This window comes from Streptomyces sp. NPDC005485 (assembly GCF_040606085.1).
Taxonomy (GTDB): domain Bacteria; phylum Actinomycetota; class Actinomycetes; order Streptomycetales; family Streptomycetaceae; genus Streptomyces.
Genome location: NZ_JBEXDZ010000154.1, coordinates 1 through 23,107, shown reverse-complemented (window position 1 = coordinate 23,107; position 23,107 = coordinate 1). Strand labels below are relative to the sequence as shown.

Annotated in this window: 13 protein-coding genes; 1 reads left to right on the top strand and 12 read right to left on the bottom strand. The window is 68.2% G+C overall.

Going from position 1 to position 23,107, the window contains the following annotated elements; all coding sequences use genetic code 11:
• Positions 1–93 precede the first annotated feature (93 nt).
• The 8 genes from dxs to ngcE form a co-directional block, all read right to left on the bottom strand.
• Positions 94–2,016 (bottom strand): 1-deoxy-D-xylulose-5-phosphate synthase, encoded by a 1,923-nt coding sequence (dxs, locus tag ABZS97_RS35455; RefSeq protein WP_356144662.1) that lies wholly within the window; start codon positions 2,014–2,016, stop codon positions 94–96.
• A gap of 225 nt (positions 2,017–2,241) precedes the next feature.
• The gene (locus ABZS97_RS35450; protein ID WP_356144660.1) at positions 2,242–3,537 is read right to left on the bottom strand and encodes a sugar ABC transporter permease; all 1,296 of its coding nucleotides are present in this window, start codon (positions 3,535–3,537) and stop codon (positions 2,242–2,244) included.
• Complete coding sequence (locus ABZS97_RS35445) at positions 3,534–4,325, bottom strand: ATP-binding cassette domain-containing protein (RefSeq protein ID WP_356144658.1); 792 nt, start codon at positions 4,323–4,325, stop codon at positions 3,534–3,536. The genes ABZS97_RS35450 and ABZS97_RS35445 overlap by 4 nt, the downstream gene beginning before the upstream one ends.
• A gap of 178 nt (positions 4,326–4,503) precedes the next feature.
• Positions 4,504–5,613 (bottom strand): substrate-binding domain-containing protein, encoded by a 1,110-nt coding sequence (locus tag ABZS97_RS35440; protein ID WP_356144664.1) that lies wholly within the window; start codon positions 5,611–5,613, stop codon positions 4,504–4,506.
• Positions 5,614–5,746: 133 nt separating this feature from the next.
• Positions 5,747–6,946, bottom strand: a complete 1,200-nt coding sequence (locus ABZS97_RS35435; protein WP_356144656.1) for an ROK family transcriptional regulator — start codon at positions 6,944–6,946, stop codon at positions 5,747–5,749.
• A gap of 413 nt (positions 6,947–7,359) precedes the next feature.
• A complete protein-coding gene (locus ABZS97_RS35430; RefSeq protein WP_356144654.1) occupies positions 7,360–8,298 on the bottom strand; it encodes a carbohydrate ABC transporter permease in 939 nt (312 codons plus the stop codon).
• 14 nt (positions 8,299–8,312) lie between these two features.
• Positions 8,313–9,245, bottom strand: coding sequence for a sugar ABC transporter permease (locus ABZS97_RS35425; RefSeq protein WP_356144652.1), 933 nt, complete (start codon positions 9,243–9,245; stop codon positions 8,313–8,315).
• Positions 9,246–9,301: 56 nt separating this feature from the next.
• Positions 9,302–10,747: an N-acetylglucosamine/diacetylchitobiose ABC transporter substrate-binding protein gene (ngcE, locus tag ABZS97_RS35420; protein ID WP_356144650.1), complete on the bottom strand. Its 1,446-nt coding sequence runs from the start codon at positions 10,745–10,747 to the stop codon at positions 9,302–9,304.
• A gap of 512 nt (positions 10,748–11,259) precedes the next feature.
• On the opposite strand from ngcE, the gene ABZS97_RS35415 reads away from it, so the two are divergent.
• The gene (locus ABZS97_RS35415) at positions 11,260–15,060 is read left to right on the top strand and encodes a GH92 family glycosyl hydrolase (RefSeq protein ID WP_356144648.1); all 3,801 of its coding nucleotides are present in this window, start codon (positions 11,260–11,262) and stop codon (positions 15,058–15,060) included.
• Between the two features lie 44 nt (positions 15,061–15,104).
• On the opposite strand, the gene ABZS97_RS35410 is transcribed toward ABZS97_RS35415, so the two are convergent.
• The 4 genes from ABZS97_RS35410 to ABZS97_RS35395 all read right to left on the bottom strand — a co-directional run bounded on the left by ABZS97_RS35410 (position 15,105) and on the right by ABZS97_RS35395 (position 22,907).
• Complete coding sequence (locus ABZS97_RS35410; protein WP_356144646.1) at positions 15,105–16,466, bottom strand: hypothetical protein; 1,362 nt, start codon at positions 16,464–16,466, stop codon at positions 15,105–15,107.
• Between the two features lie 97 nt (positions 16,467–16,563).
• The gene (locus ABZS97_RS35405; protein ID WP_356144644.1) at positions 16,564–19,842 is read right to left on the bottom strand and encodes a GH92 family glycosyl hydrolase; all 3,279 of its coding nucleotides are present in this window, start codon (positions 19,840–19,842) and stop codon (positions 16,564–16,566) included.
• A gap of 379 nt (positions 19,843–20,221) precedes the next feature.
• Entirely contained in the window at positions 20,222–21,298 is a 1,077-nt protein-coding gene (locus ABZS97_RS35400; RefSeq protein ID WP_356144642.1) for a lytic polysaccharide monooxygenase, read from the bottom strand.
• A 256-nt stretch (positions 21,299–21,554) separates the two neighbouring features.
• Entirely contained in the window at positions 21,555–22,907 is a 1,353-nt protein-coding gene (locus ABZS97_RS35395) for a DUF3500 domain-containing protein (protein WP_356144640.1), read from the bottom strand.
• Positions 22,908–23,107 lie beyond the last annotated feature (200 nt).

Below are 23,107 nucleotides of genomic sequence, written 5' to 3'. Positions count from 1 at the left end.
TGGTGCGACGGGAGCATGCGCGGTCAACGTTCGGTCGCCGTGCCCGGTTCGCCGATTGCGTGAGGTATCTGCCTGCGGGAAGTGATACCGAGCTTACTCCACCGCCGCTTCCACGGCCTGCGCGGTGGTGCGCTCGAACCGTCCGTCCAGCTTGGAGACGAGCCCGGTGACCTGGCGGGCGATGTCCGGCGCGGTGAGGCCGATCTCCGCCATGACCTCGGCGCGGGAGGCGTGGTCGAGGAAGCGAGGCGGGATGCCGAAGTCCCGCAGGGGGACGTCGACGCCCGCGTCGCGCAGGGCCTGGGCGATCGCCGAACCGACGCCGCCGACGCGGGAGTTGTCCTCGACGGTGACGACGACGCGGTGCTGCTCGGCGAGCGGTGCCATGGCCTCGTCGACGGGCTTGACCCAGCGCGGGTCGACGACGGTCGTGGTGATGCCCTGCTTGTCGAGCAGGCCGGCGATCTCCAGGCACATCGGCGCGAGGGCACCGATGGAGACCAGGAGGACGTCGGGGGCGTCGGTGCCGGGCTCGCGCAGTACGTCCATGCCGCCGATCCGGCCCACGGCGGGCACCGCCGGGCCGACGGCGCCCTTGGAGAAGCGGACCACGGTCGGCGCGTCGTCCACCTCGACGGCCTCGCGCAGCTGGGCGCGGACCTGGTCGGCGTCGCGCGGCGCGGCGAGGCGCAGGCCCGGTACGACCTGGAGGATCGACATGTCCCACATGCCGTTGTGGGAGGCGCCGTCGGTGCCGGTGACGCCCGCGCGGTCCAGCACGAAGGTGACCCCGCACCTGTGCAGGGCCACGTCCATCAGGACCTGGTCGAAGGCGCGGTTGAGGAAGGTCGCGTAGACGGCGAAGACGGGGTGCAGTCCGCCGGTGGCGAGGCCCGCGGCGGAGACGGCGGCGTGCTGCTCGGCGATGCCGACGTCGTAGATCCGGTTCGGGAAGGCGTCCGCGAACTTCTTCAGGCCGACCGGCTGGAGCATGGCGGCCGTGATGGCGACGATGTCCTCGCGCTCCCTGCCGAGTTCGACCATCTCGTCGCCGAAGACGGAGGTCCAGTCGGCGCCCGAGGCCTTGATCGGCAGTCCCGTGTCCGGGTGGATGGGGCCGATGCCGTGGAAGCGGTCCGCCTCGTCCTGGAGGGCGGGCTGGTAGCCGCGGCCCTTCTCGGTGAGGCAGTGCACGATGACCGGGCCGCCGAAGCGCTTGGCGCGGGCCAGCGCGGACTCCAGGGCCTCGATGTCGTGGCCGTCGATCGGGCCGACGTACTTGATGCCGAGGTCCTCGAACATGCCCTGCGGGGCGATGAAGTCCTTCAGGCCCTTCTTGGCGCCGTGCAGGGTCTCGTAGAGCGGCTTGCCGAGGACCGGGGTGCGCTCCAGGAGGTCCTTGGTGCGGGCCAGGAAGCGTTCGTAGCCGTCGGTGGTGCGCAGGGTCGCCAGATGGTTCGCGAGGCCGCCGATGGTGGGCGCGTACGAGCGCTCGTTGTCGTTGACGACGATCACCAGCGGGCGCTCCTTGGCGTCCGCGATGTTGTTGAGCGCCTCCCAGGCCATGCCGCCGGTCAGGGCGCCGTCGCCGATGACGGCGACCACGTGGTCACCGCGGCCCTGCACCTCGTTGGCCTTGGCGAGGCCGTCGGCCCAGCCGAGGACGGTCGAGGCGTGCGAGTTCTCGATCACGTCGTGCTCGGACTCGGACTGCGCGGGGTAGCCGGACAGGCCGCCCTTCATCTTCAGCTTCGAGAAGTCCTGACGGCCGGTGAGCAGCTTGTGGACGTAGGACTGGTGGCCCGTGTCCCACAGCACCCTGTCCTTCGGCGACTCGAAGACGCGGTGCAGGGCGATGGTGAGCTCGACCACACCGAGGTTGGGGCCGAGGTGGCCGCCGGTCTTGGAGACGGCGTCGACGAGGAAGGTCCGGATCTCCTCTGCCAGCTGGTCCAGCTGCTCCAGGCTGAGCCGGTCCAGATCGCGCGGTCCCGTGATGCGGGTCAGCAGCGGCACCCGTGCCTCCTTGCAGTAGAGCTGTTCGAGCTTTCGCCGGGTCTGTCGAGTCTAATGTTCCGCCTTTCATGGCGGCGTCCGGGCTCTGGGGTGTACGTCACGCGAACGGCCGTAAATCGCCCGTACACGCGTTCCTTTTTCGCATGTGTTCCGGACGCGTTCCGCACATGGAAGTGCCCGGTACCGCCATTGGTACCGGGCACTTCGTCCAGGGTGGGGCAGCCGCTAGGCGCGGCCCGCCGTCTTCTGGGTCTTGCGGGTGACGGAGTCGATGACGACCGTCGCCAGCAGCACACCACCGGTGATCATGTACTGGATCGGGGTGGCGATGCCCTGCAGGGCCAGGCCGTACTGGATCGAGGTGATCACCATGACACCGAGCAGCGCGTTCCAGGTGCGGCCGCGGCCGCCGAAGAGGCTGGTGCCGCCGATGACGGCTGCCGCGATGACGTTCATCAGCAGGTCACCGGTGCCGGAGCCCTGGTTCGCCGCCGCGATCTTGGAGGCCCAGAACAGACCGCCGATGGCCGCGAAGGTACCCGCGATGGAGAAGACCGAGATCCGGATCGCCGTGACGTTGATACCGGCACGGCGGGAGGCCTCGACGCTGCCGCCGAGCGCGAAGATCTTGCGACCGTACGCGGTGCGGCGCAGCAGGAAGTCCGTGCCGACCAGGAACACCACGAAGAGCAGCAGCGCCAGCGGCAGGCCCTTGTACTGGTTGAACATGACCGCCGCGGCGAAGGCGACGATCGCCAGCGCGCCGGTGCGCACCAGGATGTCGACGAGCGGCCGGGACGGGACGCCCGCGGCCTGACGGCGGCGGCTGTCCAGGTACGAGGAGAGGAAGAAGCCCGCGACCGCGACCACGGCGAGGGCATAGGCCGCCGCGACGTCCATGAAGTAGTACGTGGTCAGCTTGCCGACCACGCCGTCGCCATCGAGGTTGATGGTGCCGTTCTCGCCCAGGATCTGGAGCATGAAGCCGAGCCAGAACAGCAGGCCGGCCAGCGTGACCGCGAACGCGGGCGCGCCGATCTTGGCGAAGAAGAACCCGTGGATCGCGCCGATGGCAGCGCCGCTGGCGATCGCGATGATCACGGCGAGCCACTCGTTCATGCCGTGCGTGACGCTGAGTACGGCGGTGACCGCACCCGCGACACCGCTCACCGAGCCGACCGACAGGTCGATCTCGCCGAGCAGCAGCACGAAGATGATGCCTACCGACATCATGCCGGTGGCCACCATGGCGACGGCGATGTTGTTCAGGTTCTCGGCCGAGAGGAAGGCCGAGTTCAGGCTCTGGAAGATCGCGCAGATGATGATCAGGCCGACCACGACGGGCATGGAGCCCAGGTCGCCCGCGCGCATCTTGCGCTTGAACTCGTCCAGGTAGCCGGCGAGACCGCGCTCGCGCACCAGCAGCCGGGGGTCGACGGCTACGTCGGCTCCGGCGGCGGCCTCGGGGTTCTCGACGATGTGCTGGTCCTCCGGCGTGGCGGAGGTCTTGTCGATGCTCACTTCTGAGCCTCCCCGTTGCTGCGCGCCGCACGACGGGTCACGGCGTTGTCCGTGGCGCCGGTGATGGCGGAGATGATCTCTTCCTGCGAGGTCGACTTGACCTCGAAGACGCCGTTGTTGCTGCCGAGCCGCAGTACGGCGACCTTGTCGGCGACGGCCTTCACATCGGCCATGTTGTGGCTGATGAGGATGACTGCGTGGCCTCGCTCGCGCAGCCGCTCCACCAGGTCGAGGACCTGCGCGGTCTGCTCGACACCGAGGGCCGCGGTGGGCTCGTCGAGGATGACCAGCTTGGGCTCGCCGAGCATGGAGCGCGCGATGGCCACGGTCTGGCGCTGACCGCCGGAGAGCGAGGCGATCGGGATGCGCACGCTGGGGATGCGGATCGACAGCGTCTGCAGGAGCTCGCGGGCGCGGCGCTCCATCTCGACCTCGTCCAGAACGCCGCGGCGCTTGAGCTCGCGGCCCAGGAAGAGGTTGCCGACGACGTCGATGTTGTCGCACAGCGCGAGGTCCTGGTAGACGGTCGCGATGCCCAGGCTCTGGGCGTCGTGCGGCCGGTTGATCTGAACTGCCTTGCCGCCCCACTCGATGACGCCCTCATCGATGGGATGCACGCCGGCGATCGTCTTGACCAGCGTGGACTTCCCGGCGCCGTTGTCGCCCACCAGGGCGACCACCTCACCGGCGTGGACCTCGAGCTCTACGTCGGTGAGCGCCTGAACGGCACCGAACCGCTTCGAGACCCCGCGCAACGCCAGAACAGGCGTAGCGGACACGTGAACCATCTCCTTCGCCGCCTGACCCGGCGGGAGGTTGTGCAGAAAGATCGGGGGGAGTTCCGTCCGGCACCCCGCCTAGCTTGCGGGGCTGTTTGACGGCGGGGTGCCGGAGGGGCTTGGAGCGCAAGTCCCGTACGGGAATTCAAGGACGAATTCCCGTACGCGGATAGAGACCTGCGGTGACTTACTTGATGCCGAGCTTGTCGCAGGCCGCCTTGTACTTGGCCGTGCAGATTTCGGCGGCGGTGTAGACGCCGTCCTTGATGACGGTGTCGTTGACGTTCGCCTTGGTCAGCGAGATGACCGGGACGATGACCGACGGGACGGCCTTGGTGGTCGGGCTGTCGACCTTGTCCTTGGCGACCGAGTCGAGCGACTTGCCCTGGGCGAGCGCGACGGCCATCTCGGCGGCGGCGGTGGCCTCGGGGGCGTACGGCTTGTAGACGCTCATGTACTGCTCACCCGCGACGATGCGCTGCACACCGGCGAGCTCGGCGTCCTGGCCGGTGACCGGCGGGAGCGGGGAGACGCCCGCGGCCTTCAGGGCGGTGATGATGCCGCCCGCCATGCCGTCGTTGGCGGAGTAGACGCCGACGATCTTGTCCTTGCCGATCGCCGAGATCGCGCCCTCCATGTTGGCGTTGGCGTTCTCCGGCTTCCACTCCTTGGTGTCGTACGACTTCGCGATGTCGACCTTGCCCTTGAGCTCGGCGAGCGCGCCCTTCTTGAAGAGGGCGGCGTTCGGGTCGGTGATCGCGCCGTTCATCATGACGATCTTCGCGGAGGGCTTGGCCTTGGCGCCCAGGGCCGTCAGGAGCGCCTTGCCCTGAACGTGGCCGACCTCTTCGTTGTCGAACGAGGTGTAGGCGTCGATGGGACCCTCGGCCAGGCGGTCGTAGGCGACGACGGGGATGCCGGCCTCCTTGGCCTTCTTCACGCCGCTCGCGATGGCCTTGGAGTCCACCGCGTCCACGATCAGCACGTCCACCTTGTTGGTGATCATCGTGTCGACCTGCTGGGCCTGGGTGGTGGCCTGCTGCTTGGCGTTGGCGTAGACGACCTCGCCCTTGTTGTTCGTGAGCTCCTTGACCTTCTTCTCGATCAAGGGCTTGTCGAACTTCTCGTAACGCGCGGTCTCGTTCTCCGGCAGGAGCAGACCGACCTTGATCGCGTCGCCCTTCTTCGAAGCGGACTTCGAAGCCTCACTCTTGTCGCCGGACTCCTTGGCACTGCCACAGGCAGCCAGCGATACGGCCATCGCACCAGCGGCGACAGCAACGGCGGCACGACGCATACGCGTGTTCACTTCAGAAACCTCCCTGACGAGGCCGCGACGTTGCGGCCGAGGTGGCTGGAAGTCAACTCGGCCACACGTGCGACGTCAAGAAGTAAATCCTTAACGAGATGGCAACGGTGCCATCCGTTCTCTAAGTGAAGGCAGGGGTCACTGCATGCAGCGTGCCGTCCAAAAGGGTCGAATCACCCATCTCGCTGAGCGCGAGAGCGAGTGCTCCGAGCACCTCCGCACGGCCCCCAAGTGCCCCCGGGAGAACGGACAGTTGGCGTGCCGCACTCGGGATCGCGTAGCGGCCGACAGACTCCCTTATGGGCCCGAGAACCAGCTCGCCGGCTTCCGCTAGGTCGCCGCCGAGGACCACCCGGCTCGGGTTCAGCAAATTGCAGAGATTGGCGACTCCACTGCCGATGTGTCGACCGACGTCGGCGATCACACGACGGCAGCCCGGGTCTCCGTCCCGTGCCAGCCTGACCACTCCTTCCATGGTCAGATCCGTGCCATGACTGGACTGGAGGAGCGGCAGCACATAGCGCGCCGCCGCGAAGGTCTCCAAGCAGCCCCGGTTGCCGCAGCGGCAGACGGGGCCGGATTCATCAAGAGTAATATGCCCGATTTCTCCCGCTGTGCCACCCGGGCCGCGATAGATCTTGCCGCTGATGACGAGTCCCGCGCCGACACCGCTGGCGACCTTGATGTACGCCAGGTCCTTGACGCCGCGCCCACTGCCCCAGACCAGCTCGCCGAGGGCGCCGAGGTTGGCGTCGTTGTCCACGTGCACGGGCACGCCGAGCCGCCCCTGCAGCTCCTCGGCGGGCTTCGCGCCGGTCCAGCCCGGCAGGATCGAGGTGGAGCCCAGAGTCCCGGACTCGACGTCGATCGGGCCGGGTACACCGAGCCCCACGCCCGCGATCTTCGACCGGTCGACCCCGGTTGCTGCGATCAGGCGACTGACCAGCTCCTCCGCCCGGTCGAAGCCCTGCGCGGCGGACGCGTCCACATCCAGCGGCTCGGACTCCTCGGCGAGCACCTGGTGGGCGAGATTCCCGACCGCGACGCGCAAATGCGTATGCCCGAAGTCCACGCCGATGACAATGCCGGCATCGCCGCTCAGGCTGACGCTGCGGGCCCTGCGGCCCCCGGCCGAAGTGGGTGTGACCTCGACCGTTCCACCGTCCTTGAGCTCGCGGACGATATTGGAGACGGTCGCGGCGGACAGGCCCGTCGTCCTCGCGATCTCCGCCTGCGTCAGCGAGCCCGCAAGCCGCACCGCACGGACGACGCGCTCCAGATTGGCCCGGTGCAGCGACGACTGCGACCCCGGAGTCTCCACGACGACCTCCCGCGTACGGGGCCGCCACAATGAGGCCCCGTCTATGTCCAACTAGTGAACTCTAAGCTGAGCCGTTTGGGTTACCTCCCGTCAAGAGGTTGCGCCACATCTGGGCAATAGGGCACACAGATGAAGGCCCGGCCCGGACGATGCGCGACGCCTCGGAAGCGGAAAACCCAGCCCTGACGCCGGAGGCAAGGCGCTGACCAGGGACGCAACGACATCCGTGACGCACGCCACACCAGCGGAAGCCCGGCCGTGCGTAATTTGTCACCCTTTCGGCCGCGAACCGCAGGGACGCTCTCCCTTCGGTTCACACCCCGTCGCGCCGCGGCCTCTTTCCCGAAGACGCCTGCGCCACCCCCTGGAGCGAGGGTGGCGCAGGCGCTGGACGAGCGAAACGTGCGGCAGGGCTACTTGAGCGTGGCCGAGGTCATACCGGCCTGGACCTGGCGTTGGAAGGACAGGTAGACGACGAGCATCGGGATCATGGCAATGGTGACGCCGGCGAAGAGGACGGGCAGGTCGGTGGCGTAGCCCTGCTGCTGCTGGAGCTGGATGAGGCCCTGGGTGAGCACGTACCGTTCCGGATCGCCGCCCTTCTGCGGCTGCATCAGCACCGACGGCAGGATGTACTGGTTCCACTGGCCCAGCACGTTGAAGATGCCGACGCTCAGCAGGCCGGGCTTCGCCATCGGCAGCATGACCTGGAAGAACGCCCGGCTGTGCGAGGCGCCGTCCAGGACCGCGGCCTCGAAGACCGCGTTCGGCAGCGTGCGGAAGAAGGCGTGCATGAAGAACACGGTGAACGGCATCGAGTAGGCGACGTACACCAGGATCAGACCCTGGTAGGTGTTCAACATGTCGAGCCGCTTGACCATGAAGAACAGCGGCACGAGGGCGAGGAACACCGGGAACATCGCCCCGCCGACGAAGAAGTAGTAGACGAGCCGGTTGCCCGGGAACTCGTAGCGGGCCAGCACATAGGCCGCCATCGAGCCCAGCAGCATGGTCAGCGGGACCGAGAACACCAGCACGATGAGGGTGTTGGCGAAGTAGTCGCCGATGCCCTTGTCCCAGGCCCTGCTGAACACGTCCAGCTGCCAGTTGGAGGGCCAGCCCAGGGCCGAGCCGCCGATCTGCGCGTCGGTCTTGAAGGAGCTCAGGACCAGCCAGAGCAGCGGAAGGATGATCAACACGGCCCACAGGGCGAGGAATCCGTGCGAGAAGACATTGAGGGTCATGCCCTCGCTGCGCTTGTCGCCGGGCCGCGGCGGGGCCTTCTTTACCGTGCCTCCGGGGGGTACGCCGGGTGTGTCGACCTTGGTCGGTTCGGTGATGGGTGCGCTCATGGTCTCTCTCCCGCTCAGAACTCGATGCGCTCGCGGCGGGTGGCGCGCAGCGTGACCACGGACAGGACCAGGGTGAGGAGCAGCATGACGACGCCCATGGCGCAGGCGTAGCCGCTCTTTCCGAAGTAGAGGAAGTTGCGCATCATGACGTTCGCCATGACGTCGCTGTGGTGGTCGGGCCCGCCGCCGTACCCGGTGCCCTGGGTCATGGTGGAGACGAGCACGAACATGTCCATCGCGATGATGCCGAGGTAGACCCACGCCGTCTGCACCGTGTCCCACAGCAGGGGCAGGGTGACCCGGAAGAAGGTGTGCCCGCGGCCGGCGCCGTCGAGCAGCGCGGCCTCGTAGATGTCCTTCGGGATGGACTGCATGGCGGCCGAGAACAGCACCAGGTAGAAGCCGACGCCGTGCCAGACCACCACCGCCATCAGGCACCACAGGACGAGCTTGGGCTCGTTCATCCACTCGATCGGATTGTTCGCGTCGACGAGGCCCAGCTTGATCAGGATGCCGTTGAGCAGGCCACCGCCGTCACTTCGGTAGAGCGCGCCGAACAGGACGGCGACGATCGCGAGCGAGAGCACCTGCGGGAAGAAGTAGACGATCTTGTAGAACTTCGAGCCGGCGACGCCCTCGACACCGCCGGCCCGGCCCCGCCCGCCCGCGTTCACCATGAAGGCGAAGAAGAGGGCGAGCAGGATGGTGATCACCGGGATGAACACCAGGAACAGGATGTTGTGCCAGATGGCGCCCATGAACACGTCGTCCTTGAACAACGCCGTGTAATTGTCCAGGCCGACGAAGCTGAACTTCTGTGACTGGCCCGTCCAGTCGGTGAAGGAGTAGCCGATGGTCTGTATGTACGGCCAGATCACGAAGATCAGATACAGCGCCAAAGGAGCGAGGAGAAACCCCGCGACGAACCGGTACTGCCCTTTTCGCATGGCATCCTGCCCCTGGTGTTCCGGGTGTGCGTGACCCTGGTGTTCCGGGTTGCGTGTCAGTCGCGGTGGTTCTTCTTGGACGCCGGGTCCTTGGCGGCCTTGTCGACGGCGGCCTGAGCCCGCTTCAGCCATTCCTTCGGCTGAATACGCTTGGACATCAGCTCGTTGGACGCGTTCTCGATGGCGGTGCCCATCTCGCTGTACCAGTTGGGGTACAGATAGTTGAAGGTATTGTCGCCCGCCGCCTTCGATGCCTCAACGGTGGACTGCGTACCCGGACGCAGTTTTACGCCGGTGGCGACGCCGTCCTTGAGGATGGTGAGCGAGTTGGCCTTCTGCGCGAAGAGCGTCGACCACTCCTTGGAGAGCATGCTCCGCATGAACTCCTTGGCGGCAGGCAGGTTTCCGGCCTTCGCGGGGATGATGAAGGGCTCACCCGAGCCGGCCCGGATCGCCTCGAAGGGCAGCGCGCTGCCGGGCAGGTTGGGCATCGGCATGAACTTCATGTCGAAGTCGGCCGGGGTCTGCTTGAGCTGCTCGTTCTCCAGCCAGGAGCCGCAGGTGATGAACGCGGCCTTGTACTGGTTCCAGCGGGTCTGCGACTCGGTGTGGGTGAGGCCGTTGGTGCCCGGCAGCAGGTAGCCCTTCTCGACGACCTCGTAGATCGCCTCGATGGCCGCCTGGGCGGCGTCGGACCCGACGAACGCCTTCGGGTCGAGGTTGTCGATCGCCTTCATGGCGTCCAGACCGCCCTTCTTGGCGATCAGGTCCATGATGGCGACGTTGATGTAGTACGGGTACTTGCCCTGGTGGGCGAGGCCGCCGATGCCCTGCGACTTGGCGTCCTTGCAGATGGCGAGGAAGTCGTCCCAGGTCTTCGGCACCTCCCAGCCCTTCTCCTTGAAGAGCTTGCCGGAGTACCACAGGCCCCACACCGTGTAGATGTAGTTGAGGGCCACGACCTTGCCGCCCTGCAGGCCCGGGTCGAGCGTGCCGGGGATGAGGGTGTCGCGGACCTTCTTGCTCGGGTCGTCGATGGACGGGGCGTCGAGCACGGCGGCCAGGTCGAGCAGTTGGCCGTTCTTGGCGAGCACGTCCAGCTTGATCTGCTGGGCGCCGGAGTCGTCGACGATGTCCGGCGGGGTGTTGTTGTTGAAGCGGGGCTGGAGCTTGCCGGTGATCTCCTGGGTGCCCGTGTGGACGCTCTTGGTGCCCCACTTCTTGTCGAAGGCGGCTTCCCAGGCCTTGGCGTAGTCGTCGCCGTATCCGCCCTTGAAGACGACGACGTCGACCTTGGTGCCCTTGTCCACGCCGAAGGGGTTCTTCTTGCTGGTCTTGCCCTGGTTCTCGTCGCCGGAGCTGTCGTCTCCGCCGCCGCTCGCGCAGGCGGACAGGAAGCTCATGGTGGGGACGGTGATCAGGCCCAGTGCTGCGGACCGCTTGATCAGATCGCGGCGGCCGACGCCTTCGGTGCTGCTGTTCTCGGCGGAAGTGGATCCCATGCTCAAGTCCTCGCCTTCTCCAGGACTCAGGCGGTGAACCGGATCCTCCCCGGCACCGCAGTTAGGTCAAGCTGGGGTCATGCAGGAAATGCGGGCAGTACTGAGTAGGTGATGTTCCGGGATCGGTGGGAATACACGGCAGCCGGTGTGCACGGCACGTCAAACCACCCTTTCCGCCTCCCCCGGGGCTCGTGCCCGACCGATCGAACGGCGGGGCAGACGCCGACAGGTATAGTCCACTTCCCGCCAGCGGAGCAAGATCGAATGCAAGGTTGGCTGTCGGTCTTTTCCGAGTTGAGACCTCTCGGAAATATGAGGCCCCTGTGCGCGGCCCCGGCGAAGATCCATTCCACGAGGCCTCCTGCCGCGTGCGTGATAAGTCACCAGTCGTACGACATGCACCCCGGATGCCGCATCCAACACCCTTGACATCACTGACAACTTGACCCCCTACTGATCCTTGCGCAGCGAATGTGACAACGTTGTCCAGCGCGCAGGGAGGGTGCTCTCGCATGCATCACAGAGCTCGTTACAAGTGGGGTGCTCCGACGGTCCTGGGGGTGGCGGCCCTGGCCCTGGTGGCGGCCTCGCAGGGCGCGGCGGTCGCCCTGCCCGCCCGAGCGGCTGCCGCCGACCGGGAGTTCGCCTCGTCCTTCGAGTCGGGCGATCCCGCACCGGACTGGCTGAATACGGTCGATACGTCAGCGGATGGTACGAAACGGGCCGATGGCGTCGACGGCGGCTACAGCAGCGGCATCCCCGGCAATGTGACCGACCATGTCACCGATGTCCGGGCGAGCGGGGAGAACTCGGGCGCGGGCGAGGTGAAGGAGAACCTCGTCGACGGTGAGCCGAGCACCAAGTGGCTCACTTTCGAGCCCACCGGCTGGGCCGAGTTCGACCTGGACGCGCCGGTCAAGGTCGTCACGTACGCGCTGACGTCGGCCAACGACCACGACGAGCGCGACCCCGAGGACTGGACCCTTCAGGGCTCCACGGACGGCAAGGACTGGAAGACCCTCGACACGCGCACCGGCGAGTCCTTCCCCGAGCGGTTCCGGACGCAGACGTACGACATCGCGAGTCCCGTCGAGTACCAGCACTTCCGGCTCGACGTCACGAAGAACAACGGCGGGGACATCCTCCAGCTGTCCGATGTCCAGTTCTCGACGGGCGGCAGCGAGGAGCCCGCGCCCAAGGACATGCTCTCGCTGGTGGACCGCGGCCCGAGCGGCTCCCCCACCGCCAAGGCCGGCGCGGGCTTCACCGGCAAGCGGGCCCTCAGGTACGCCGGCACGCACAAGGCGGACGGCCGGGCGTACTCGTACAACAAGGTCTTCGACGTCGATGTGGCGGTCGGGCGGGACACCGAGCTGTCGTACCGGATCTTCCCGTCGATGGCGGACGGCGACCGGGACTACGACGCCACGAACGTGTCCGTGGACCTGGCGTTCACGGACGGCACCTATCTGAGCGACCTGAAGGCGACCGACAGCCACGGGTTCGCGCTGACGCCGCAGGGACAGGGCGCGGCGAAGGTGCTGTACGTCAACCAGTGGAACAACGTCGCCTCGCGGATCGGCTCCGTCGCCTCCGGGAAGACGGTCGACCGGATTCTGGTGGCGTACGACTCCCCCAAGGGCCCGGCGAAGTTCCGCGGCTGGCTCGACGACGTGGCCCTCAAGGTCGCGGCGCCCCAGAAGCCGAAGGCCCACCTGTCCGACTACGCGCTGACGACGCGCGGCACCAACTCCAGCGGCGGCTTCTCGCGCGGCAACAACTTCCCCGCGACCGCGGTGCCGCACGGCTTCAACTTCTGGACGCCGGTGACCAACGCGGGCTCCCTGAGCTGGCTCTACGACTATGCGCGGGCCAACAACGCGGACAACCTGCCGACCGTCCAGGCGTTCAGTGCCAGCCATGAGCCGAGCCCCTGGATGGGCGACCGGCAGACCTTCCAGGTGATGCCGTCGGCCGCGTCCGGCACCCCGGACACCGGCCGCGCCGCCCGTGCGCTGGCCTTCCGGCACGAGAACGAGACGGCGCGCCCGTACTACTACGGCGTGAAGTTCGAGAACGGCCTCAAGGCGGAGATGGCGCCCACGGACCACGCGGCCGCGCTGCGCTTCACCTATCCCGGTGACGACGCGAGCGTGGTCTTCGACAACGTGACGGAGCAGGCGGGGCTGACGCTCGACAAGGCCGCCGGAGTGGTCACGGGCTACTCGGACGTGAAGTCGGGCCTGTCGACGGGGGCGACCCGGCTCTTCGTCTACGGGACGTTCGACGCACCGGTGACCGAGGGCGACTCCAGCGGGGTCAAGGGCTATCTGAAGTTCAAGCCCGGCGCCGACCACACGGTCACCCTGCGCCTCGCCACCTCGCTCATCAGCGTCGACCAGGCCAAGGACAACCTGCGCCAGGAGATCCCGGACGGCACCTCCTTCCAGGCGGTCAAGGACCGCGCCCGGCACCAGTGGGACAAGCTCCTCGGCAAGGTCGAGGTGGAGGGCGCGACACCGGACCAGCTGACAACGCTGTACTCCAGCATGTACCGGCTGTACCTGTACCCCAACTCGGGCTTCGAGAAGGTAGGTTCGAAGTTCCAGTACGCCTCGCCGTTCTCCCCGATGCCGAATCCGGACACGCCCACGCACACCGGCGCGAAGATCGTCGACGGCAAGGTGTACGTCAACAACGGCTTCTGGGACACCTATCGGACGACCTGGCCGGCGTACTCCTTCCTGACGCCCTCTCAGGCCGGTGAGATGGTCGACGGGTTCGTTCAGCAGTACAAGGACGGCGGGTGGACCTCGCGCTGGTCCTCGCCCGGGTACGCGGATCTGATGACCGGCACGTCGTCGGACGTGGCGTTCGCCGACGCGTACGTGAAGGGCGTGCACTTCGACGCGGCGGCGGCATACGACGCCGCCGTCAAGAACGCGACGGTCGTGCCGCCCTCGTCCGGGGTCGGCCGCAAGGGCATGGCGACCTCCCCGTTCCTCGGGTACACCAGCACCGACACCAACGAGGGCTTCTCCTGGGCGATGGAGGGCTACGTCAACGACTACGGCATCGCGAGGATGGGCCAGGCGCTCTACAAGAAGACCGGCAAGAAGCGCTACAAGGAGGAGGCCGCCTACTTCCTCAACCGGGCCCAGGACTACGTCAACCTCTTCGACTCCAAGGCCGGCTTCTTCCAGGGCCGGGACGCGAAGGGCGGCTGGCGGGTCGACTCCTCGAAGTTCGACCCACGCGTGTGGGGTTACGACTACACGGAGACGAACGGCTGGGGGTACGCGTTCACGGCGCCGCAGGACAGCCGGGGCCTTGCGAACCTGTACGGCGGCCGCGGCGCGCTGGGGCAGAAGCTCGACACGTACTTCGCCACGCCGGAGACCGCCTCGCCCGAGTTCGTCGGCTCGTACGGCGGGGTCATCCACGAGATGACGGAGGCCCGTGATGTGCGCATGGGCATGTACGGACACTCCAACCAGGTGGCCCACCACGTGAATTACATGTACGACGCGGCCGGGCAGCCCTGGAAGACGCAGAAGAACGTCCGCGAGGTCCTCTCCCGCCTCTACACCGGCAGCGAGATCGGCCAGGGCTACCACGGCGACGAGGACAACGGCGAGCAGTCCGCCTGGTACCTGTTCTCCTCGCTCGGCTTCTACCCGCTGGTGATGGGCAGCGGCGAATACGCCATCGGCTCCCCGCTGTTCACCAAGGCGACCGTCCACCTGGAGAACGGCAAGGACCTGGTGATCAGCGCGCCGAAGAACAGTGCGCGGAACGTGTACGTGCAGGGCGTGAAGGTCAACGGCCGTACGTGGAAGTCGACTTCACTGCCGCACGAACTGCTCGAACACGGCGGGGTCCTGCGCTTCGAGATGGGCGCGAAGCCGTCCGCCTGGGGCAGCGGGAAGAACGCGGCACCGGCGTCGATCACCCAGGACGACAAGGTGCCCACGCCCCGCGCGGACGTCCTCAAGGGCAGCGGCGCGCTCTTCGACAACACCTCGGCCACCGACACGAGCGTCACGTCGGTCGACCTGCCGACTGCCGGTGATGCCCGGGCGGTTCAGTACACGCTGACGTCGTCGGACCGCTCGAAGGCGCCGACCGGCTGGGTCCTCCAGGGTTCGAGCGACGGCACCAAGTGGGCCGACGTCGACCGGCGTTCCGGCGAGTCCTTCACGTGGGACCGGCAGACCCGGGCGTTCTCGGTCGCGGACCCGGGCCCGTACACGCACTACCGCCTGGTCCTCGACGGCGCGGCGACGCTGGCGGAGGTGGAGCTGCTGGCCTGACGCGGGGGCCCTGAAGCACGGAAGCACTGAACGCGCGGCACCGGTTACGGCAGGACGGTAACCGGTGCCGTGTCGTTGGCGGGGTCGGGGTCGCGGCGGCCGGTGTCGGCAGTGTCCGTCACCCGCACACTGCCCTCGCCGGGGCCGCCGACCCTGAGCGTGAAGTCGAAGGTGCGCGCCTTCCCGGCGTCGAGGCCGCCCTGCACGAAGCAGGAGTACGTGCCCTCGTCCAGGTCGCAGTAGGGCTCGTACACGTCCTCGTCGATCGCTTCCATGGGCTGCTTGACCACGGTGGTGCCCGGCGGTGGGGCGAACAGCAGCTTCGCGCCTCCGGGGTTGGCGGGACCGTTGTTGCGGACCTTGAGGTGGACGGTCTGCTCGGAGTCGCGCGCGCCGTGCACCTCGACGGGAGAGACCTCGAAGTCGGCATGGGTGTCCACGCGCACCTGGCTCCACACGTCACCGCCGGTGAACGTGCCGGTCAGGTCGGCCTTCGTCGCGGCGCCGACCTTCAGTCGCGGGCCGTCGCCGAGGTCACCGCCCTTCGGCACCACGCTGTACTTGGCGGGTCCCATGTCCAGGGCCCACGCCTCCTGATGGAAGGAGGCGTACATCTCGGTCGTGGAGACGTTCAGCGCCAGGTCCGGGTGCAGGGTGACCGCCCGGCCGGGCGGGATGTGCAGCGCAGGGAACTCGCACACCGCGAGGGAGTCCTTCTGGAGTTCCGGGTAGCGGCAGTTGCCGTACCGGTGCTCGAAACTCACGCCGGACTGGACGGCGAGTTTCAGGCCGACGCCTCGCACGGGCACCTCTCCGGTGTTGCGGACCACGACCGGGGCGCTGAGGACCGAGCCCGGGCCGACGTCCTTGAACACCTTGGTCGTGCGCATCTTCACCACGGGTTCACCGACGACGACCCGGGTGCGGGCGGTGAGCTTCTTCCCCTTCTGGGTGCCGAAGCTGAAGCGGACCAGTCCGCTGTCGCCCGGCTTGCTGCCATGAGCGGCGACCGGATAGACCCGGTCCAGGTCCGACCAGCTGTTGTAGGTCCCGCTCACGTGGCAGACGACGCGGGCGGCGTCCCCCGCGCACCGGGGGTTCTTCTTGCGGATGTCCGCGATCTCCAGCCGTACCGCGCCCTCGGATCCCGTGACGTCCACAATCAGTTCATGGTCCAGCGTTCCGTACCGGCTTCTCGCCTTCACGTCCTCGGCCTCGACGTGGAAGGGCACCTTGTTGGTCGGGCCGGAGTGGTCCCCGGTGGGTCGCAGATAGAACAGCTCCGGCACCGAGATCGTCGACTTCTTCTGATCGCCGATGGCGCCGCACCCGGCGAAAGCCCCCAGCAGCAGCGTCAGCGCCAGGCAGAAGGCGGTGCGCCGCAGCGCTGTCGATCGCCGGCTCATGGCTCCTCCGGGGCAGGGGGCGTCGGAGCCGCACACGCTACCGCCTCCGCCGGACGGAGCACCGGCGGAGGCGGACTGCCTTGCGGGGATCGGCTGTTCAGCGCACCGCGAGGGTGAAGACGTGCAGATCCGCGTTGTCCGGCAGTTTCACGCTCCGGATGTTCTTGCCCGCCGGAGCCGTGAACGGCTTGGTCGCGAAGACGTACGTGGGGACCGAATCCTTGTCGGCGCCCGCGACGTTGCGGTACGCGGTCTTGGCGACGACCTCGTTGCCGTACTGGACGGTGCCGCCTCCGCCGCCGACGGTCCAGTCGGTGAAGGAGAGGTCGACGGACTCCGTGCTGCCGTCGCTGTAGGTGACAGTCGCCTTGGTCTGCTGGTTGCCGTTCACGGCGCTGCCGATGAAACTCAACTCGGTTGCGGAGCTTGGCAGTTCGATGGTCTGGGAGGTCGCCGAGGCGTTGTCGGGGCGGCCCGACGGCGAGTCGGGCCAGGTGAAGGCGAGACCGCCGGACACCGTGCCCTGCTTGCCGGGGGTCAGGCCCGCCGCGGCGAGGGCCTGCCGGGAGTAGCTCCAGCCGCCGCCGTCGAAGTCGGCCTCGTCGTGTTCGCCGTCGTCGTCCGAGACACCCGTGTTGTTGTACGCGGCCGGCAGCGAGCCGGGGGCCGCGACGGTGAGGGCCACCGGCTGCTCGTACGACGTGTCGCCGGACGTGACGGTGACCCTGACGTCGTAGAACCCCTGCTTCGCGGTGTCCTCGGCGGACAGGGTGATCTCCTGGGAGCCGTCGGTGACCGTGCCCTCGGCGGGTGTCGCGGTCACACCGTCGGGGGTCCGCACCCGGAAGCGGACCTCGGGCCCGGCGGCGCCGTTCAGCGCGAGCGCACGGATGCCGATCTTCGTGCTGCCGCCGGGGGCGAGCATCGCCGCCGTCGGGCCCACGCCGATCTGGTACGGCTGCTCGCCCTCGCGGAAGGACGGCGGGGCGTCGGCCGCGTCCGTGCCCCAGGTGCGGTCGGCCGTGCCGGAGAGGGTGTAGTCGAGGGTTCCGCCGTCCCGTACGAAGGAGGCGGGGAGCCAAGGGCGGTGGCTGGTACGGCCGTTGACCTTCAGGGACTGGATGTACGGCGAGTCGGCGGCGGCTCCCGCGGCCCGGATCTCGATGTCGTGGCCGCCCGGGCGGTCGATGTGGACGCGGGGGAACAGCGGTGAGGCGAGGGTCAGTTCGGGGCGGGAGGGCACCTGGGGATACATGCCGAGCGCGGAGAAGACGTACCAGGACGACATCTCGCCCAGGTCGTCGTTGCCCGGGATGCCGCCGGGCTGCGTCGACCAGAGCTTCCCCATCGCCGCCCGGACCGTCTCCTGCGTCTTGTAGGGAGCGCCCGCGTACGCGTACAGATAGGGCACGTTGACCGAGGGCTCGTTGTCCAGCTCGGACTTGTCTCCACCGCTGCCGGAGAAGGCCCAGCTGCCGTCGGCGTTGTGGAAGAACGTGTCCAGGCGGGCCATGGCCTTGTCGCGGCCGCCCATCGCCGCGAAGAGCCCGGCGGGGTCGTGCTGCACCATCCAGGTGTACTGGGCGGCCGTGCCCTCGACGAAGCCGTTTCCGGTGGCCGGGGTGAAGCCGGTGACCCAACTGCCGTCCGCCTTGCGGTTCGCGATGTAGCCGCCGGTGGGATCGGCGGCGATGTTGAAGTTGTTCTGCCACCACTGGGAGCGCTTGGCGAAGGTGGTGGCGGTGACCTTCTCGCCTGCCGCTCGGGCGAGTTGGGAGATCGCGAAGTCCGCGCCCGACATTTCGAGGGTCTCGGCCGCGCCGCCCCAGGCGTTGGAGACGGACGGCATGTAGTGGTGCTCCATGTACTTGTCCAGGGAGGGGCGTTGCCCCACGGACAGCACCGGTTTGCCCGCCGCGGACAGGTCCTGCGGCGTCGGCTCCGTCGCCGCCTTCACCAGCGAGTCCAGCGCGCCGCGCAGGTCGAAGTCGGTGCCGCCGAAGGCCCGGATCCCTGCGAGGGCGGGCGCCGACGGGTCGCCGTTCATGACGTGGGTGCCGCTCGCGCCGTGCAGCCAGCGGTCCCACACTCCCCCGTTCTGCCGGGCGAGTTCGAGCAGTGACTGCGCGATGTCCGAGCCGGTGCGCGGATCGAGGAGGGTGAGGAGCTGGACCTGCGAGCGGTAGACGTCCCAGCCGGAGAAGGTGCCGTACTGGGCCCGGTGGCCGCGGCGCACGACGTGCACCTTGTCGTCGCTCCCCCGGTATCTGCGGTCGGCGTCGCTGATGACGTTCGGGTGCAGGAGGGAGTGGTAGAGCGCGGTGTAGAAGGTGGTGCGCTCGGCGTCCGTGCCGCCGCCGGTCCCGATGGCGCCCAGCCGGTCCCGCCAGGCCCGGTGAGCCGCCGCACGCACAGCGTCGAAGGACCTCTTCGGCGGGTTCTCCGCGGCGAGGTTCGCCTCGGCGCCCGCCCGGCTGACGTAGGAGATACCGACCTTGACGTTCACGGGGTCCGCGCCGGGCGCGAACTCGACATAGCCGCCCGCGCCCTTGCCGGCGACGGGACGGCCGCCCTGCGCGAACCCGCCGGTGCCGCCGCTCGCCTGCGTCGACCCCGGGCTCAGCTTGTCGTCCTGCCAGGTGCCGGTCGCCTTGAAGGCGCGGTCGAAGCGGGCGGTGAAGTGGAGGGTGTAGTAGGCGCGTCGGCCCTCGGGGTCGAGGTATCCGCAGAAGTTGCCGGAGGTGACGGAGCCGGAGACGGTGCGGGCCGCCGAGTCGATGCGGAGGTCCGAAGTCGTCGAGCCCACCTCGGAGTTGGCGGTGCGGATCAGCAGTGAGGCGGGCTTGTCCGCGGGGAAGGTGAAGCGGCCGGAACCGGTGCGCGCGGTTGCCGTGAGATCGGCGGTGACGCCCGAGGCGAGGCCCACCTTGTAGTGGCCGGGCTCCGCGGTCTCGTCGGTGTGCTTGAAGTCCGCGGCGTACACGGCGTCCTTGGTGTCGCTCGCCGGGGAGGAGGTGACCTCACCGGCGTACGGGAAGAACGGGATGTCCCCGCTGCCGCCCGCGCAGCCGGTGCCGGACATGTGGGTCAGGCTGAAGCCCCGGATGCGGGTGGCGTCGTACTGGTAGCCGCCGGGGGCGGCCGTACGGGTCGCGTCGCCGCGAGTGTTCTCGGGGCTCCAGGCGAGCATGCCGAACGGCACGACGGCGCCGGGGAAGACGTTGCCGCCGTTCTTGGTGCCGATGAGCGGGTCGACGTACGGGGTGGGGTCCCGGACCAGGTCCGGTGGGGCGGCCGCGGGCGCGGCCAGGGCCGGAATGGCGCCGCCGGCTGTCAGGACGACGGCGAGCAGCACGGATGACGGACGGAAACGCATGACGCGGCCCCTCCTCCTTCGGACGGGTCGCGCACCACAGGTCGCACAAGCCGCAGGGACAGTAACGTGCGCCACCGGTACCACGGAAGACCGCGTGCGACACCGGTGACGCGCTCGGCACGGACCCCGATGGCCCAACCGGGAGCCCGCCCCTCACGACCTGGGAAACCTCCTCGGTCGCCGGTAGCCGGTCAACTGACTTGACATCGTTGTCCGTTGAGGCGGTAGAGTTTGTATAGACCACTCGACAACGTTGTCGCACGCCACGGCCGTCGTCATCACAAGCCATGTTCCATCCCGGGCCGGGAACTCCCCCGACCGCGCTCGGGCTCGCGGACCGGGTGAGTCCCGAACGCCCACCCGGTCCGCCCTGAGCGACTCAACCAACCTGGCACGGAAGCGTGGTCGACGGATCGTCGCCCGAGCCCTGGACGACGTATCCGAACGTCGTGGTGCCACCCGGACTCAGCGACCCGTTCCAGTCGGCGTTGTGCACCATCACCTCCTGCCCGGTGTACGTCGCGTTTCCGTTCCAGAGGCTGGCCACCGACTGCCCGCCGGGCAGCGACCAGTCGACCATCCAGCCGAGCATCGGCACATCGCCGGTGTTGGTGACGGTCACCTCGGCCTGGTAGCCGCCGGACCAGCTGTTCGTCGTACGACGGGTGGCGGAGCACTTGCCGGGCACGGGGTCGGTCGGGTTGCCCGGGTCGTGAATGCCGGTGACCTCGCCGTTGCCGCCGTCGAAGACGACGTCGGAGCAGGAGTAGAAGGTCTCCGCGCTGTCGGAACGCTGCCAGACCATGTAGACGATGTGGCGGCCCGACTTGTTCGCCGGAAGCTTGCCGCTCCAGGAGTAGTTGGCCTCGACCGTGCCCGGTGAGCCGTGCAGCGGCGGGTGGTCGACGCTGAGGAACGGCTGCTCCTCGATGTCGTTCCAGGTGAGCGTCTTGGTCGGGTCGAAGCCGTCCTTGGTGATGTAGACGTAGAACCAACCGGGGTGCGCGGCCCAGGCGTTGTAGGAGAAGTCGACCGTCGCGCCCGAGGTCAGGTGGGTGAGCGGCCAGTCGCTGCGCGGGACGTTGAAGCCCTTGAAGTTCGGGTTGCCGCCGCTGCACAGCTCCCCGTCGGGCACGAAGCCACGGGTGCGGCCGGCACCGTCGGAGCGGAGCACCGAGAACCAGTTGTAGAAGGGCGTGGTGCCGCTGACCTGCTGCGCCGCCTTGCAGGCCGGGTTGACGGGCTTGATCTCACCGGTGTCGGTGAGTCCGTCCTGCCAGCACAGGAAGGTACGGCTGCCGGGCTTCATGGGGGTGCCGTGGGCCTCGGCCTTCCCGCCCGTCGAGACGACCAGGCCGAGGGCCGGGATCGTGGTGAGGAGGGCCAGCAGGATGAGGAGGAAGGCTCTGCGGCGGGCGCGGGAAGGTGACGATAATCGCGGAATTGTTAAGTACATGACAAGAGCTCCTTCGCTCGATGCCGTGGGGGTTCCGCGCGAGGTGGGAGCGGTCCCGGCCCGGCGGGTTCCGGTCCGCCGAGATATGGGAGCGCTCCCACCTCACTCACTGGTGAAGCTAGCGCGCGGCGGCACCTCTGTAAACGCCCGGCGCAACGAGGGCCGCACCCGAAAGGGGTGCGGCCCTCGCCATGACTGAGAACTCACAGGCGTGTGCGTGGCGTTGAGAAGATGTGCTTCCCAACTGCCCGTGTGGTCACCGGTGGTGAGGCGACGTCAGGTAGTGCTGTCGCAGCAGCTCCCTCCCGTAGTCGTTACCGTTCGGCGTGCGGAAGACGGAGTGGACGTGCTTCTGGGTGGCGCCGCTGCCCTGCGTGGCGCCGTACGCGCCCGCGAGCGGGCCCGGCGCCTGGCAGTCGACCTCGACCCAGACGACCGGGCTGTGCACCCGGACGTAGAAGGCGTCATCGGCGCCGGTGCCGCCGGCCCAGGTGACGTACGTGTCGTTGAGGTACTTGCGGACCTCGGCCATCTTCACCTTGGCCACGTCGGCCTTGGCGCGGCCGACGAACGCCTCGACGATGCCGAGGAGCTTCTTCTTCTGTGCGCCGCTCAGCACGTCGGCCCGCAGGCCCGTGTACTCCTGGACCGCGTTGTCGGAGAAGGCGCCCGCCTTCATCGACTCGTTCGACTTGGTCGAGGACGCGATCGCGACCGCCTGCTGCGCGGTGGTCAGCGAGTTGATGAACGCGAGGCCGGCGAGCACCTCCTCGTGGACGACGGTGACGGTCTCGCCGTCGATCTCCATCGAGGTCGGCTCGGAGCCCCAGAAGCAGGGGCTCATGACGACCTGGTCGCCGAGAACGAAGTAGTTGACGACCAGGTGGTGGCCGTCGAACTGGAAGCCCCAGGGCTCGGTGGCGGACGGGGTGCCCATCAGCGTCCAGTAGTACGCGTCCTCGTTGAAGGACTTGGTGTTGTTGATCGCCTCACCGGCCGCCTGGTTGATCCGGCGGATCTTCTCGGTGGTCTCCAGGCCGTCCGCACTGAGCGCGGACTTCAACAGGGCTGTTCCCAGCGCCTTCTGATCGTCCGTCATGTCGGCGAGCGTGACACCCTGACGCGTGTAGGAGTCGACGTTGCTCCACAGCCGCCACTCGGTGGCGTGGACGGTGAACTGCGTCGCGGTCTTCTGGGTGTCGGTGAGCCCGGCCAGGAAGGCGTTCGCGGCGGCGATCACCGGAGCGGTGGCCACGCCCGTGGAATGGATCGTGTAGAGGTCGTCGATCCGCTTGCCGTCGGTGGTGAGGCCGAAGAAATCCTCGGTGATCGACTGGTTGCCGGGACCGCCGGTGCCGCCGCCCGGGCCGCCACTGGGCGCTCCGCTGGGTGCGCCGCTCGGGGAGGCGGAGGCGGTCGCGTCGGCCGTTCCCGTGGCATCGTCGGCGAGTGCGGCCCAGGCGCCGGCCCCGCCCATCGTCGCGACCGCCGTGGCCCCGCCGGCGAAGAAGACCTTGCGCATGAAGTTGCGGCGATTCGCGTGGGCTCTGCGGCCCGCCTCCGGGAGCGGTTCCTCGGCGGTGGACTCTGCGGTGTCGAACTCGGTCATCGGCGCTGACTCCCTGAATCGTGGGCACGCCCCTCACGGCCGGCCCCGCGCCGACGACTCTGGAACGGCAACCTGAGCGGAACCTGAAGTCGGGGAGGGTCGTGGGGCGGCGAGGTCCACGGCGGCGGGGAGAGAGGTCCCGTGATCGGTGCGGGCGACCTCGACGGGCAGGCCCGCGTTGCGGAAGGTGTCGGCGAGGT

Excerpts from the sequence above, each read along its gene's own strand:
- ABZS97_RS35415 (WP_356144648.1), top strand. The coding sequence starts at position 11,260 with ATGCATCACAGAGCTCGTTACAAGTGGGGTGCTCCGACGGTCCTGGGG.
- ABZS97_RS35425 (WP_356144652.1), bottom strand. The coding sequence starts at position 9,245 with ATGCGAAAAGGGCAGTACCGGTTCGTCGCGGGGTTTCTCCTCGCTCCT.
- ngcE (WP_356144650.1), bottom strand. The coding sequence starts at position 10,747 with ATGGGATCCACTTCCGCCGAGAACAGCAGCACCGAAGGCGTCGGCCGC.
- ABZS97_RS35395 (WP_356144640.1), bottom strand. The coding sequence starts at position 22,907 with ATGACCGAGTTCGACACCGCAGAGTCCACCGCCGAGGAACCGCTCCCG.
- ABZS97_RS35400 (WP_356144642.1), bottom strand. The coding sequence starts at position 21,298 with ATGTACTTAACAATTCCGCGATTATCGTCACCTTCCCGCGCCCGCCGC.
- ABZS97_RS35405 (WP_356144644.1), bottom strand. The coding sequence starts at position 19,842 with ATGCGTTTCCGTCCGTCATCCGTGCTGCTCGCCGTCGTCCTGACAGCC.
- ABZS97_RS35430 (WP_356144654.1), bottom strand. The coding sequence starts at position 8,298 with ATGAGCGCACCCATCACCGAACCGACCAAGGTCGACACACCCGGCGTA.
- ABZS97_RS35445 (WP_356144658.1), bottom strand. The coding sequence starts at position 4,325 with ATGGTTCACGTGTCCGCTACGCCTGTTCTGGCGTTGCGCGGGGTCTCG.
- ABZS97_RS35410 (WP_356144646.1), bottom strand. The coding sequence starts at position 16,466 with ATGAGCCGGCGATCGACAGCGCTGCGGCGCACCGCCTTCTGCCTGGCG.
- ABZS97_RS35440 (WP_356144664.1), bottom strand. The coding sequence starts at position 5,613 with ATGCGTCGTGCCGCCGTTGCTGTCGCCGCTGGTGCGATGGCCGTATCG.